At 55.6% G+C, this 14878-nt stretch carries 14 protein-coding genes; 3 read left to right on the top strand and 11 right to left on the bottom strand.

What is annotated here, in order from left to right; genetic code table 11:
* Nucleotides 1–44: 44 nt before the first annotated feature.
* From SOJ49_RS08995 to SOJ49_RS08945, 11 genes are all read right to left on the bottom strand, one after another.
* The gene (locus SOJ49_RS08995) at nt 45–1034 is read right to left on the bottom strand and encodes a dienelactone hydrolase family protein (RefSeq protein WP_369857887.1); all 990 of its coding nucleotides are present in this window, start codon (nt 1032–1034) and stop codon (nt 45–47) included.
* 57 nt (nt 1035–1091) lie between these two features.
* Nucleotides 1092–2315: an OprD family outer membrane porin gene (locus SOJ49_RS08990; protein WP_369857886.1), complete on the bottom strand. Its 1224-nt coding sequence runs from the start codon at nt 2313–2315 to the stop codon at nt 1092–1094.
* A gap of 203 nt (nt 2316–2518) precedes the next feature.
* Nucleotides 2519–3025 (bottom strand): flavin reductase, encoded by a 507-nt coding sequence (locus tag SOJ49_RS08985; RefSeq protein WP_369857885.1) that lies wholly within the window; start codon nt 3023–3025, stop codon nt 2519–2521.
* 27 nt (nt 3026–3052) lie between these two features.
* Nucleotides 3053–4012 (bottom strand): 2Fe-2S iron-sulfur cluster-binding protein, encoded by a 960-nt coding sequence (locus tag SOJ49_RS08980; RefSeq protein ID WP_369857884.1) that lies wholly within the window; start codon nt 4010–4012, stop codon nt 3053–3055.
* A gap of 163 nt (nt 4013–4175) precedes the next feature.
* The gene (locus tag SOJ49_RS08975) at nt 4176–4931 is read right to left on the bottom strand and encodes an SDR family NAD(P)-dependent oxidoreductase (protein ID WP_369857883.1); all 756 of its coding nucleotides are present in this window, start codon (nt 4929–4931) and stop codon (nt 4176–4178) included.
* 32 nt (nt 4932–4963) lie between these two features.
* Nucleotides 4964–5446 (bottom strand): aromatic-ring-hydroxylating dioxygenase subunit beta, encoded by a 483-nt coding sequence (locus SOJ49_RS08970; protein WP_369857882.1) that lies wholly within the window; start codon nt 5444–5446, stop codon nt 4964–4966.
* A 6-nt stretch (nt 5447–5452) separates the two neighbouring features.
* On the bottom strand, nt 5453–6757 hold the full coding sequence (locus tag SOJ49_RS08965) for a Rieske 2Fe-2S domain-containing protein (RefSeq protein WP_369857881.1): 1305 nt from the start codon (nt 6755–6757) through the stop codon (nt 5453–5455).
* A gap of 61 nt (nt 6758–6818) precedes the next feature.
* Nucleotides 6819–7346, bottom strand: a complete 528-nt coding sequence (locus SOJ49_RS08960; protein WP_369857880.1) for a nuclear transport factor 2 family protein — start codon at nt 7344–7346, stop codon at nt 6819–6821.
* Between the two features lie 10 nt (nt 7347–7356).
* Nucleotides 7357–7719 carry an IacB protein gene (locus SOJ49_RS08955; protein WP_369857879.1) on the bottom strand — a complete coding sequence of 121 codons (363 nt, stop codon included), beginning with the start codon at nt 7717–7719 and terminating at the stop codon, nt 7357–7359.
* A gap of 21 nt (nt 7720–7740) precedes the next feature.
* Nucleotides 7741–8886: an acyl-CoA dehydrogenase family protein gene (locus tag SOJ49_RS08950; RefSeq protein ID WP_369857878.1), complete on the bottom strand. Its 1146-nt coding sequence runs from the start codon at nt 8884–8886 to the stop codon at nt 7741–7743.
* A gap of 17 nt (nt 8887–8903) precedes the next feature.
* Nucleotides 8904–10073: an amidase gene (locus SOJ49_RS08945; protein ID WP_369857877.1), complete on the bottom strand. Its 1170-nt coding sequence runs from the start codon at nt 10071–10073 to the stop codon at nt 8904–8906.
* A gap of 682 nt (nt 10074–10755) precedes the next feature.
* Between SOJ49_RS08945 and SOJ49_RS08940 the strand changes: the two genes are divergently transcribed.
* The 3 genes from SOJ49_RS08940 to SOJ49_RS08930 all read left to right on the top strand — a co-directional run bounded on the left by SOJ49_RS08940 (nt 10756) and on the right by SOJ49_RS08930 (nt 14862).
* Nucleotides 10756–11901, top strand: coding sequence for an ABC transporter substrate-binding protein (locus tag SOJ49_RS08940; RefSeq protein WP_369857876.1), 1146 nt, complete (start codon nt 10756–10758; stop codon nt 11899–11901).
* 124 nt (nt 11902–12025) lie between these two features.
* The gene (locus tag SOJ49_RS08935) at nt 12026–13063 is read left to right on the top strand and encodes a branched-chain amino acid ABC transporter permease (protein ID WP_369857875.1); all 1038 of its coding nucleotides are present in this window, start codon (nt 12026–12028) and stop codon (nt 13061–13063) included.
* Nucleotides 13060–14862, top strand: a complete 1803-nt coding sequence (locus SOJ49_RS08930) for an ATP-binding cassette domain-containing protein (protein ID WP_369857874.1) — start codon at nt 13060–13062, stop codon at nt 14860–14862. The genes SOJ49_RS08935 and SOJ49_RS08930 overlap by 4 nt, the downstream gene beginning before the upstream one ends.
* Nucleotides 14863–14878: the final 16 nt, after the last annotated feature.

The raw sequence follows: 14878 nt of genomic DNA, 5'->3' as shown, positions 1-14878 counted from the left end.
GTTCTTTTCTTTATCAACGCCCGGCGGATGATTTGCAACGTCGGCTACTGCGTTGCTAGCCGCGCCGCAGACACCGGCTCTTCAAGTTTGAAAACCTGCGTAAAAAACTGCGGCAGCTTGAGACGTACATCGTTTGCAGCGGCGGCGTTATAAGCCCACGGCCCCGCTGGCTGGACACAGTCGTCTTCCATACGGAATACCCTGCCGGTCTCCTGATTCAGCAAGATACCCTTGACCCCCTCACGGATCGTACAGCCGCGTAACGAACGCTCCAAACCGCTTCGAACCTTGTCCGACCGGATCAGATCAAACGCGTGTCCAGCATCTGGATAGCTGGTGATCTGAATATTGCCACCCGTCCCGGCACTACGACTGACGTAATGACGGCAGTTGTCGGCAGCATTCACCTGGTCGTCTGCGCCATGGTAGATCCGGATCGGAGCCTCGATCAGCACCTCATCTTCACGGTACTGAAAGCTGCAATCCGGATAAAACGAGGCAATCGCAGCAAACGACAGATCCGCCTGGCCATACAAGGATTGCATGCGCTTCATGCCAGCATACAAGGCAGCCTGACCGGATTGAGTGAACCCGATCAGACCGATACGCTTGCGGTCGATACCAGGGTGTTGTGCCAGCTGTGCAAGAGCAGCATAGGCATCCCGAATCAGCGCCATCCGGCGCAGGCTGGAGCTGGATTCGATCCGACCGTTGGTACTGTCGACCATAAAAGTGCCAATACCGCGTTGGTTCAGTAGCTCAACCCAGTCTTGCAGTTCATAGGTGTAGCCACTGGCACCGTACAACAGAATAACCACCGGATTATTTTTACCCGCTGGTAGTTTCAGAGCACCAACAATACCGGCACTCTCACCGCCCTTGCCACGCAGCAATTGCTGGTCGGACATGGTAACGGTGTTGAACGTTATTATCTGGGAAGAAACCGCTGCCCGGACACTGGTTGCAGATAAAAACAACCAGCCCAGCAGTACTGCAAGCAAGCACAGGCGGGCCCTTGTAATCAACATAATCATAGCTGTTCACCACCGTCGGGCTGCCTCTGATTGCCATCGACAGCCCGACGTCAAGACTCAGAAGTTAACGGTATAAGTGGTAGTGACGCGATATTCATCGTACCCAGAGGTAAAGCTGCGATCGATAAAGTTGCCACGCACATCAAAGGTCAGGCCTTTGAGTGACCCTTGCTGCAAGCTATAGGTCACATACAGGTTCTTCTCGGTTTCATTCTCGTCCGTCAGGCCGCCGACATCGATATCGGTACCCTTGATCATGCGCGCGAAAATCTTCAGGCCGGGCAAGGTGTCTTTGGCGTTATACATGTACACCAGACCCAGTGATTTTTCGTCCGGGCGCACAAACGCCAGGTTCGACCACTGCACCAGATATGGCTGCGGGATATAACCATTGAGGGTCGGGAAGAACTTGTCGTTATTCATTTTCTGGTAATTCACCATCACCGTGTGATTCCCCATGTTTAACGACTCACGCAGACCAAAGGCCTGGGTATCGTATTCGCCATTGCGAGCTTCACCGTCATCGCTGACGCGGAACAAACGCACGTCGGTGCGCGAGCCGACATCACCCAAACGGGTTTTATAGGTCAGACCGGCATACTGCTGCTTGTAGTAGTCGTTGAGCTTGCCCAGAAAGTAGGTGACATTCAGCGCCGTGGTGACGTCATAACTGGCACCCAAAAAGTCCAGGCCATCGGATCGCTTGTCATCGTTGCCACGAAAAATTGACATGCCTTCCTTGTCCGATGATTCGCGAGTGACGACTTCCCAATAACGACCGGCCGTCAACGCCAGGCCATCAATCTCTTTCGATTGCAGCATCGCACCTTCATAAATGGTATCCAGCTGGCGACTGGTATCATCCCAGGCAATCGGCAGGTGTGGTCGATGATCCCCGACGGTCAATTCGGTTTTGGAATATTTTGCCTTGAAGGTGGCACCGCTGCGGCCGTAGGTATCCGGTGCTTCGCCATCGGCATGAATCGGCACTGAGCCGTCATCACCATCGGCACTGATGATGTACGCCAACTGCGAAGACGCATCCAGACCAACCTGGATACGGGTATCGGTATACCCGGAGCTGTACTGCAAATCGGCAGCCTGGGACCAGCTGCCCACATCGTCGGCAGCGGTATCGTAGCTGCGCGTCAGATAGAAGTTTTTCAGGTCGAGTTTGACCTTGCCATCCGCAACAAAGTCAGCCAATGCGGTTGTTGGCAAGGCCAGCCCCGTCAAGGCTGACAGTACTATTCCGGTTTTACACAAATTGCACTTCATCATCATTGTTTCCTTCTGCTCTACATTGAGTACCAGTCATACCTGGCGTAACTTGATGCCGGCTTGCATGTGCTCACCGGCGTTCTCGCCTGGTAACAAGACGCCATGCGCCCTGTTGCCCCCGTCTACCGACGCAGTCAAATCCATGCTGCGTTCTTGTTATTGGTTACTCTGGTGCCACGCAAAAAATCATCTGCTGAAGTGATTCAAGCCATGCCGGGCGATACCGACTGTTCATTCAAACGGTGATAAGCACGGTTGAAATACATCAATCCGGCTTCCGCATTACCGATACGAAGCTCGCTGATACGGCAATAAAAAACGCTGTGGGAGCCCATTTCATGGCTCTCGTGAATACGACAATCGAAGTTGACCAGCGCCTGCTCCAGCGCCGGAGCGCCGGTTTCCAGGCAACTCCAATGATGTTTGGCGAAGCGTTGTTCGCTAGTGAGATCGCGATTGGCAAAATCCCCGGACACATCCAGATGCGCAGAACTCAGCACGTTCACACACAACACGCCGTTGCTTTTGAAATGATCATGCGCAAAGGAATTGCGGTTCATGCACACCAGCAAGGTGGGTGGCTCATCTGTCACACTGGTCACGGCGGTGGCGGTAAAACCAAACCGGCCAGCGTCACCATCGGTAGTGATCACAGTGACGGCACCACCCAGCAGGGACATGCCATTACGAAACAATCGGGTATCAACCATGGGGAATTCCTCAGTCATTCAGCCGGCTCAGATATCGAGTACCAGCCGGGGGGATTTGGCGCGTGAACAACACAACAGCATCTGGTCGTTGTCCTCTTTCTCTTCGTCGGTCAGGAAGACGTCGCGGTGATCCGGGATACCTTCCAGCACATCGCACAGACAGGTGCCACAAGTGCCCTGCTCACACGACACTTTCACCTTCAGGCCCGCTTCGGTCAGGGCCTGGGCGATGCTCTGGTGCTCACCGACGGTGACGCTGAGGTCGCTGGCTGCGGCGTACACTTCAAAGCTGCTGCCGCCGGTTTCAACCTCAACCTGGAAGAATTCTTTATGGATACGCTCATCGGCAAAACCCTTGCTGCGGGCAGTCGCCATCACCCACTCCATAAATCCGGCCGGGCCGCAGGTGTACATATGGGTGGTGTTATCGGAGCCAGCGAAGACCGCCTCCAGATTCACCCCGACGCCGTCGTGTTCGTCGTCAAAGTGGCAGTGCACCTGCTCGGCAAAGGCGCTGCTGGTGAGGTCATCGATAAACGCGCAGGAGCTGCGGGAGCGACCGCAGTACCACAGCTCAAACGGCTTGTTGGCGGCGTGCAGGGCATAAGCCATGGCGATCATCGGAGTGATGCCAATGCCGCCACCGATCAGAATCGAACGGCCGTCCGTCTGAGCCAACGGAAACAGGTTACGCGGAGCGCTGATTTGCAGTTCGGTGCCTTCAAACAGACGCTCGTGCACAGCAACAGAGCCACCACGAGAAGCGGGATCTTTTAATACACCCACCCGATAGGCGGAGACGTCAGCCGGGTCGTTACACAGTGAATACTGACGAATCAGATCATCACCCAGATGCAAATCGATATGGGCACCGGCGTCAAAACCGGGCAGCGGCTGGCCTTGTGGGTCGACCAGCTCCAGGGTAATCACACCTGGGGTGTGCTGTTCGCGCTTGCGGACGACGACCGTGAGCAGCTCGTCTGTCATGTGTATTCTCCATCCGGCCACGCCGGTTTTACTGTCGAAATCGTGCGGCTTGGTCGCAAGAAAAAGCCTTGTTGTGTGGTGTTTCTCGGGCAAGCCCGCGCCTGGGAGTGGCAAGTCAGGCAAGCCACTCTCACAGGTATCAGGTCGGGTTTGAGGCGGTCGTTTAGCGCATAAACAAGCCGCCGTTCACATCCCAGGTAGTACCGGTGGTGAAGTAGGCTTGCGGGCTGGCCAGCTGCACGACCACATCGCCAATAAAATCGGCGTCGCCGAGTTTTCCGACCGGGATGTTGGCCAACAGGCCAGGCAGGCGCTCTGCTGGTACGAGGGCTTTCACCATCGGAGAATCGATCGGGCCAGGGGCAATGGCGTTGACGGTGACACCGCCGCCAGCAAGTTCTTTGGCGAACACCTTGGTGAGGGTCAGAATGCCGCCCTTGGAGGCCGCATAGTGAGCACCGGTACTGGTGCCGCCGTTCTGTCCGGCCAGCGATGACATGTTGATAATGCGGCCATAGCCTTGTTTGGCCATGTAACCGCCCAGCACCTGACAACCGGCAAAGGTGCCGCCGAGGTTGATATTCACCACCTGGTTAAATTCTTCAAGGGTGATATCCATCACCGGAGTAGCACGGGTGACCGCAGCGTTATTGACCAGAACCTGCAGGCTACCCCACTGTTCCAGTACCACCGCGAGGGCGCTCTCAAAATCGCATTTGTGAGCGACGTTGAGGGCCACCGCCATCGCTGTTTCACCACGGATATCCAGTTCGCTGGCAGCGGCCTGGGCGGCGGCCAGATTAATATCACTCAGCACCACCTTGTAACCAGCGCCATGCAGACGCCGGGCAATATGATTGCCCAGCCCCTGGGCAGCACCGGTCACCAGGGCAACCTGAGTCGTTACAGAATCCGTCATGGAGTTATCCTTTCGCGGTTACCGATCGATCGTTAGAAAATAAAGCTGACTGTGCGCAAGAAGCCGTCGGCATGCAGCAGCTTCACAACTTTCTGGTCGATATAAAAGCCATCACTGGTGGGCTTCAGGCGGTACTCAATGTTGGCCGGGTAAGTCACCAGCTTGCCGTGACGCAGCTCGTTCAGCGTCATGGCACAGCGGACAACCACCTGGCTTTCGTCGGCTTCGAGAACACGAATACGGGACATCATGCGCACGGTATAACCCACCGCATCAGCCGAAACCGATTCACCATTTTCCAGCCGCGCCACTCGCATACGGCGCATGTCGGCGTCGTCCAGTGCCAGATTCAGGCTGTTGAGATAGTCGCTTTCGTTCAGGTCAGTGGGCACGATGTACAGACCGGCAGCGGTCCACAGCGACAACCATTCCTGATAGCCCTTGTGATCCAGCAAATCCGCTTCATAGCCGATAAATTCAGTGACCTTGGCCAGCAACTCGGTATTGGATTTCATGATTTATTACTCCCCTGGCTGTGCTGTTACGCTGGCGGCGGACATGACTTTCTTGTACTGCCGATACGCCGCTCGCATGCCGGTTTCAGAACACACCGCCCCTTGTGGATTACCGTCGGCGGAAGTCCGCAAGCGGGTCATACCCCGGTTCACCAGAATCCAGCCATCGTTACCCGCCATGGAGCCCTTTTGTACCCGTTCCCAGGCTTCGCCATCGTCCGGCGTACCAAAACCCATTGGCCCCTGAAAATGTTCGTGCAGGCGCATACGCTTGCGATTAAAGGCTTGCGGGGCACCGTCGCCACCCAGCGCTACGTGCTGAATTTCGGTTTCATTCACACTGACCGGGCGCAACACGCGGAAGAAGGCCATCGAGCAGGAAACGTTCGGGAACAGGTTGAGGTTAAAGCCAGTACCGTGGGCAGCACGCACCAGTTTTTTTACTTCATCATCGCTTCGGCCTTCGTCACGCAGGGCTTGAGCCAAGGCTTCAAAGCGCGCTGGAATCGGCTGGTCAAGATCCGCTTCAAGGTCAACCAGCTCCGGGATCATCACCATGACGCTGTGGCCGTGGCCGAGGTCTTCAACAAACCCTTCGCCGTCGAGGAAGTCAAAAATATCCGCCGTGGCATCATCCAGGGAGCTGACAAATGACTTGTGAACGATCGGAAAATGGTAGGCGTCGGTGGTATTTTCCAGCTGAATTTTCCAGTTACCCGGAAAGTTGAAGCGGTGCTCACCCAGTACTTTCATCGGATAGCCGCCGCCTTGCTTGGCAAACAGATCAATCCATTTTTTGGCGCCACCAAGAAAGTCGAGCAGAGGTTCGATGTCGTTGTTAAACGTGGCGAACACCATGCCCTGATAGGTGTCGAAGCGCAGGCTTTCCAGCGACATGTCTTTTTTGTCGAACACGCCGTCGTATTCTTCCGGCTTCGGTAATGCCCGTAATGAGCCGTCGAGGCCATAACCCCAGCCATGGTAAGGACAGGTGAGCGCTTTGGTTTTACCCTTGCGGCCTTCACACACCGTGGCCCCACGGTGACGGCAGCGGTTTTGCAATACGTGCAGATTACCTTTGCGGTCGCGGGTCAGAATCACCGGATGCCGACCGACAAACGAGGTTTTGAAGCTGCCCGAGTCTGGCACTTCGCTGTCATGCCCGACAAACACCCAGGTGTTGTTGAACACTTTATCCAGTTCTTCTTCGAAGATTGCCGGGTCGGAGTACAGCGACTTGTGGACGCGTCCTTCTTCGACCATCTCAGCCGCTTTCAGACTGATGTTGGCTAACTCTATCAATTCGCTCATGGTGCTTGTCTCTTGTTAATGGCCGGTGTTGGCAGGCAGTCAGGTGAACGGCGGAACCGGGTTACTTGTCCGGCACCGGCAGCGGTTCATCGCTTTGCCAATGGCTCACCGGGCGGCTGAACAGGTTGCGAGTCTGGAAGTGGGCAATGCGCCACTGACCCAGCTCCTTGCAAAAATCGATTTCGAGTCGAGCGCTGTTAAGGTGCGAACCACCGGCGCTGAACGTGGATACCTGAATCATGTTCCAGCTGCCGTGGGCCTGATCGCCATCCACCACAATCAGCTCGGAACTGAGGTAGTGGACGTTGAGAGCAAAATGCGGCGGTTCCACGCAATACTTGCCCAGCATCGCCACAATCGCGTCACGGCCCTGATGGCCACCAAAACTGTTGGCATAACGCCCACCCTTGCCTTCCCAGATGGCATCTTCGCTGAACAGATCCGCCAGCTGGGCCAGTGGTGTACTGCTATCCAGCACATCACACAGATCCATGTAGCGGTTGATACAGCTCCGAATGGCCTGCTCATCTTCCAGGGCAATCAGGCGTTGCCGGATCTCGGCAAACTCGGTGCGCTCGATCTCGTTCATCCCGGTATCCTCAACTGCGTTGGACGATCAGTTCACGACCGGTACGCGCTTCTACTTTGGCGTAGCGCCATAACTTGTACGGGGTCGCGCCAACGGCGGTGCTGCGGAACAGGTTGCAGCAGGCCACTACGGTGTCGTAATCGGCAACGTCGGCCATCAGGTAGGTGGTCCACGGATAGCCGGAAGAAGGGCCGACCATGCTTTGATCGTCGTCCATATTGCCGATCACGGTCACACCATCCATATCGTGAATAGCGTTCCACATCTCGCCAAAGGCCGCCCAGACATCAAGCTGTTCTTCCCGTGGGGCATCCATAAAGTTCTGGTTAATGCCCATGCAGAACAGTACGCGCAGGGGTTTCTTGTCAGTCATGGTGATATCTCCAGTCCGGTATCAGAGGTAGCCAGGCAGCGGATCATGTCCAAAAAACATGGCCCCGGCGTTTTTGTAGGTAATGGCACCCATAAAGGCGTGCTGGGTGGCCATCATCGAATCACGCACAATGCGTGACAGCGGATGGTCGTTGTAGGTGCTGGTCATGCCCGCGACCTGATAGGCAATACGAATCGCCTCGGCGCATTCATGCGTCAAGTTGCTGGTCGCCAGGCGAATCAGGCTGACCTGCTCACGAGACGGTTTTTCAGCGCCCTGGATCGTCTTCCAGGCGTCTTCAGTGACCTGATAGAAAAAGGCCCGTGATGAGCGTAATTTGGCTTCGGCCTTGGCGATCTCGATCTGGACATGTTCACGCTCGCCCAGATTCGGCGCACCGGTTACTGACTGGCGGCCAGCGGCCATGCCCTGAACCACGTCCAGAGCCTCACGCGCCAGGCCAGCCGTGGTGACAGACAACACCTGGGCCGCAAACGAAAGACTCGGATAAGTGAAAAAATCGGACTCGATATTAGGTTTGCCACCGCGCACAAACGTCCAGTCTTCTGGTACAAATACCTCATCCACCACCATGTCGTGAGAGCCGGTTCCGACCATGCCGATAACGTCCCAATTGGGTTCAATAGTGACCTGATCAGCAGGCATGACTGCCATCCGTGGCAGAGGCTCACCAGACTCCGGCTGAATGCCGACTCCGATCAGCGACGCCCCCATCGAACCGCTGCCAAATTTCCAGCGCCCACTGACGATATAACCGCCCGCTACTCGCCGCGCCGGCTGGGTCGGGAAAATCCCCCCCGCAAACACCACATCCGGGCCGTCGGCCCACACCTTGTCGATGGTCGCTACCGGCAGCGCGGCCAAATAAGCCGGGTTCATGCCAAAGCTGGCAACCCATCCGGCCGACCCGTCCGCAGCGGCGATAGCTTCCACCATTTGCAAAAATTCAAGCGGGCTGCGCTCGTCGCCTCCCAGCGCTTTTGGCACCATGGCGCGGTAAACGCCAATCTGGCGAAAACGTTCAACGATGTCCTGAGAGAGATAACGCTGACTCTCGAACTCATGTCGGCGCTGACGCACCTCGTCCAACAAGGCGTCAAATGCCGCCCCACCCCAGAGGGATTTATCGATCTGATATCCAGACATGACTCTCTGGTCTCCTGTTACTGTTCGTTGTTTCGAGTGGCTATCTGACTGGCTATCCGACTGGCTATCAGCGCTGCCACTGCACACAGCAGTTCGTCAGCTCCCCTGGCGGCCACCAGCTGTAAACCCACCGGCAGTCCGTCCTCACTGAGCAAGGGAATATTGATGGCCGGGTGGCCACTGAGATTAAAAGGTCGTACAAAAGCAGTCATACCCAGTAACGCTCGCGTATCGGCAGCGTTTTCTATCGATACCGGGCAATCCGGCATGGTGGGTAATGCCAACACCGGGCAATCGGTCAACAAGGCGTCAACCGCAGCCGAAAATTCAGTTCGAACCTGCTCTGCCAGAGCCAGCTCCTGATCCGTGGTCTGACCCGCTGCCAGCAAACGCTGGGCGACGTCGTCCCCGATCAGGCCTGACGCCAGTAAATGCTGGCAGGCGCTCCAACTTTCACGATTGATAATGCTCATACCGGCCTGATAGGCCTGCTCCATGCCTGGCAAAGTGACCAGATGAAGCGGCAGGTCCGTTGCCGCTATGGCGGCCTCAACGGTATGCTTTACCGCTGCGCTGGCATTGAGCTCAACCACCATGCCCAAACGCAGATTAGCCAACGCGGGGGCGTCGGGTTGCAGTGCCACAAAATCACAACAGATCGCTTCCATAACGGCCGTCAATGTTGGCATGTCCCGCGCCAGAGGGCCTACGCAATCCAGGGTTGACTCGGCAGGCATAACCCCGGCTCTGCTGACGCGACCATAACTGGGCTTGAGACCAAACACACCGCAACAAGCCGCTGGAATACGAACCGAGCCGCCGGTATCCGTACCCAGCCCGGCAGCGCTCAACCCGGCAGCCACGGCGGCGGCAGAACCGCTGGAAGAGCCACCGGGAATCAGGCCGGGAAAGCGTGGATTATTTGCTGTTCCGGTCCAGTGGTTCACACCGGTGGTACCGAATGCCAGCTCATGCAGGTTGGCCTTGCCGTTAATCTTCCAGCCGTTAGCCAGCAGCCGATCAACCACCTCAGCATGCTGCTGTGCTACGGGTGCCAGCTCCAGTGCCCGACTGCCTGCCCTGGTCGGGTAACCGGCGATATCGATCGTGTCCTTGACCACAACCGTCGGAGCCGCAGCAAAGCGATCAGCCGAGGTGAGGTTCAAAGCAGCAATCAGTATTGACATGAGATGTACCCTTGGTGAGTTAACCGGGGAGGCTGAAGTCTGTCTTCATGCTCCCCTGTTGCCTTTATAAAATCACCAAATTTAAAATTTATGTCAATTGAAAATTCAATTATTTTATCAAGAATCAACAAGGTGCAGAAAAACTTCAAATGTATCATTTTGGTGCATTTTAAATCTCTTGAAAAACAATCCTACAAATCCCAATGAAATATATAACTTATTGATTTATAAGTTATTTTTAAAACAAAAAGAGAATATCCAACTTTTTGAAGATCCTGAAACACCAACCAGCAATCGCCATTAAAGCTTGGTAAAACTTTACTTTCTCAAAAAAATTTGTCACCTTTTACGTCATTAAAAACAATAAAAACAAGCGTCAGAGGATCAATTACCGATGCCACCTAAACGCCCGTATTTACTCGAATTTTCTACTAAAAAACATGCCAGCATGCCCTCAGACCAATACCCGGCCATACTGACAACAGGCCCGATGGCGACGCTGAAACAGGCCGCACCAAAATTTTCTGGCACACATGCTGCTATGAGATACTCGCCCCCTCTCGACACTGAGGGGTCTATTTACCCAGCTCGCAAGGCACTGAAACAACACCGCGCAACTCTGCATACAGAATCAGGGTCGCGACCTACAACGAAACAACCTTGCCATCCTATGGAGATCGTCATGCTGTCGAAGAAACTGCTAACCACTCTGGTACTCGCTTCCTCTTTGGGCTGTTCTATTGCCCAGGCGGAAATCAAGATCGGGGTCGTTACCTCAGCCACCGGTCCGATTGCCCTGGTGGGGATCCCGCAGAAAAACACCGTCGCCCTGCTGCCAGATTCCGCTGGCGGCGAACGCATCCGCTACATTCCCCTGGATGACGGCAGCGACCCAACCGCCACCGTAAAAGCCTTCAAAAAGCTGATCGATGATGAACATGTGGATGCCATCATTGGCCCAAGCGGCTCCGGCAACGCCATGGGTGTGATCCAGTTTGCTGCCGAATCCGGTACGCCGATGCTGGCTCCGGTCGGTACTGCCGCAGTTGTGCTGCCAATGACGGAACAAAAAAAATGGGTTTTCAAAACCACCCAGAATGACGATCTGATCGCTGCCGCACTGGTCGATCACATGAAAAAGACCGGCGTCAAAACCATCGGCATGATCGGCACCGCCGACCCCTTTGGTGAAAACTGGTCAAAGGTTATGAAAGGCCTGACGGATGCTGCTGGCATCAAGATCGTTGCCAACGAACACTTCCAGCGTCAGGACACCTCCATCACAGGCCAATGCCTGAAAGTCCTGATGACCAACCCGGATGCCGTGCTGATTGCCGCGCCGGGCAGCTCGTCGGTGATGCCGCAAACCACGCTCAAGGATCAGGGTTACAAAGGCCAGATTTACCAGACTCACGGTGCTGCCCTGGATCCATTCCTGCGCCTCGGAGGCAAAGCGGTTGAGGGCACCATTCTGGCCGCCAGCCTGATGCTGGTTCTGGATGAAGTACCAGACAGCCCATCAAAAACAATCGCCCAGAAATACGTCTCCGACTACGAGCGTATTTATGGCAATAGCCCGGCGACCTTTGGCGGTAACGTCTATGACGCCGGTTTGCTGCTGCAGCATGCCATTCCGACAGCACTCAAGTCGGGCAAACCCGGCACCGCCGAGTTTCGTGCCGCTCTGCGTGACACCCTCGAAAAAACCACCGAAATGGCTGCTACCCAGGGGGTGTACAACATCACTCCGGCAGACCACAGTGGCTTTGATGAGCGTGGCCGTGAACTGATTATCGTCAAGGACGGTGATTGGAAACTGGTCAAGTAAGGCTGCGTGCTCCCGGCGCAAACGTTTCATCGTTTGCGCCTGAACGACCCCATACCTAAAAAAATACTGCTGTTGGCCCGCCCGCCAGGCCATGTTTTCTCAGTAACTCAAGGACTCAGAAGCAATGAATTTTCAGATCGCCGTTTTGCTGGGGCAGGATGGCTTAACCAATGGGGCTATTTATGCCTTGCTGGCACTGTCGATTTTGCTGGTGTTTACCGTCACCCGCATCCTGCTGATACCGCTAGGTGAATTTGTCACCTTCGGTGCACTTACCATGGCCGCCATTCAATTGGGCAAAACACCCTCCGTCGAATGGCTGCTGCTGGCATTGATGCTGGTCAGTTGCGGCATGGATCTTTATGACCAGCTGCGCACCCGCATCAATAGCCGCAAAATCCAGCACATGGTGCTCAAGGTCGGTTACGCCGTGGTAATGGTGATTCTGATGCAAACCCTGCCGCTGGCTGAACTGCCGATGGCATTCCAGGCGTTGCTCACCCTGGCGTTAATGGTGCCTCTTGGCCCCATCATGTACCGGATATTTTTTCAGCCGCTGGCCGACGCGCCGTCGCTGGTGCTGTTGATTGTGTCGATTGCTGTTCACGTCTCCATGGTAGGCGTGGGCCTGCTGTTGTTTGGCCCGGAGGGCGCTCGTACCCAGCCATTTTCCGACAGCAGTTTTGCGCTTGGCCCGGTGATGCTGAAAAGCCAGACACTCTGGGTCATCCTGGTATCCATCCTGCTAATCATTACCCTGTTTGTGGCCTTTGAACGCACGCTCTATGGCAAGGCATTACGGGCAACAGCGGTGAACCGTACCGGTGCCCGTCTGCTCGGTATTTCCCCGGTTTTTGCAGGCAAGGCTACCTTCGCCCTGGCGGCGTTTATCGGTGCTCTTTCCGGCATTCTGATTGCGCCGATCACCACCCTCTACTTCGACTCCGGTTTCATCATCAGCCTGAAAGGGTTTGTGGGTGCCATTATTGGCGGACTGGTGAGTTATCCGATCGCCGCCATTGGTGCGGTTGCGGTTGGCATGATTGAAGCGTTTTCCATGTTCTGGGCCAGCACCTATAAGGAAATTATTGTATTCACCCTGATTATTCCATTCCTGATCTGGCGCTCGATGACCAGCCACCACGTGGAGGACGACGAATGATCAAGCCACGCAATATGATGCTGGTGGGACTGGTACTGTTGATTCTGTCACCGCTGGTTTTACCCTCGTACCAGATTACCCTGCTGAACTACATCGGCCTGTATGCCCTGGTTGTACTCGGACTGGTGCTGCTCACGGGCGTCGGCGGTATGACCAGCTTTGGTCAGGCCGCGTTTGTCGGCCTCGGGGCTTACACCACTGCCTATCTGACCACCACCCAGCAGCTGCCGGAGTGGCTGGCATGGACCGCCGGTTCTCCCTGGATCGCCCTGGTGTTTGGCTTGCTGCTAACCGCTGTGGTAGCACTGCTGCTTGGCGCGCTCACTTTGAAGCTCTCTGGCCACTATCTGCCGTTAGGTACAATTGCCTGGGGTATTTCACTCTATTACCTGTTTGGCACCCTCTCCTCCATGGGTGGCCATACCGGCGTCAGTGGCCTGCCGTCACTGCAGCTGTTCGGTATCAGCCTCGACAAGGGAGAGAAGATTTTCTACCTGATCTGGGCGGCAGTAACAGGCGCCATTCTGATCAGCCGCAACTTGCTGAATTCACGGGAAGGACGTGCCATTCGTGCCCTTAAAGGCGGCCAGCTGATGGCGGAATCGATGGGAGTGAACACCTTCCGTTCCAAAATGGCGGTTTTCCTTATTTCAGCGTTATTTGCAGGCTTGTCCGGTTGGCTCTATGCCCACACCCAACGCTTTGTAAACCCGACCCCCTTCGGCCTGAGCATGGGTATCGACTACCTGTTTATGGCCCTGATTGGTGGTGTTGGCAGTGTCTGGGGAGCCTTGCTGGGTGCCGGTGTGCTCACCATGCTGAAACAATGGCTGCAAGATCTGCTACCCATACTGTTGGGCAGTGACGGTCAATACGAAAGCATTGTGTTTGGCTTGCTGATTGTATTCATGATGCAACGCGCCCCCGGCGGACTGTGGTCTCTGATCATCCGCCTGATACCGGCCCGCTATCAGGCCGATACCCGCCTCGTCGTCAATGAAGCCGCCGCCGATTTACCCCGACGACCGTTGCCAGCCCAGGGCACCCTGGTACTGGAAGCCATGAATGTCACACGCCGTTTTGGTGGCCTGGTGGCAAACAACAAGATGAACCTGCAACTGCATGCCGGAGAAGTACTTGCCCTGATCGGCCCGAACGGTGCCGGCAAGAGCACCATGTTCAACCAGCTGTCGTCGGTCGACACCCCAACCGAGGGTGAAGTCCGCTTCCTTGGCCAAAGTCTGAAAGGCAAAAATTCCCGTGCCGTCGCCGCGATGGGCATGAGCCGTACCTTCCAGCACGTCAAGCTGCTACCGGCCATGTCAGCGTTGGAAAACGTTGCCCTGGGTGCCCATATGCGAGGCAACCAAGGAGTGATCAGCGCCTCTCTGCATCTGGAGCGAGAAGAAGAGCAACGGCTGTTAAAAGAGGCCAAACATCAGCTGGAACGCGTTGGTCTTGGCGCGTATCTCTACGAGGAAGCCGGCAGTCTGGCACTGGGCCAGCAACGTATTCTCGAAATTGCCCGCGCACTCTGCGCCGATCCCTGCGTGCTGTTGCTGGATGAGCCCGCCGCCGGTTTACGCTTTCAGGAGAAGCAGGCGTTGTCGGAGTTGATCAAGAAGCTGAAGACCGAAGGCATCGCCATCCTGCTGGTTGAACACGACATGGACTTTGTGATGGGACTGGTTGACCGCATTGTGGTGATGGAATTTGGCGAAAAAATTGCCGAGGGGCTACCAGAAGAAATTCAGACCAACCCCGCAGTATTGGAAGCCTATCTGGGAGGTGCAGAATGAAAACGTCCCGCCGCAC

The sequence above is a fragment of the Candidatus Thalassolituus haligoni genome, from assembly GCF_041222825.1.
Taxonomy (GTDB): Bacteria; Pseudomonadota; Gammaproteobacteria; order Pseudomonadales; family Oceanobacteraceae; genus Oceanobacter; species Oceanobacter antarcticus.
Note: the sequence above shows the minus strand (reverse complement) of the source record. Positions and strands in the feature narration are given on the sequence as shown.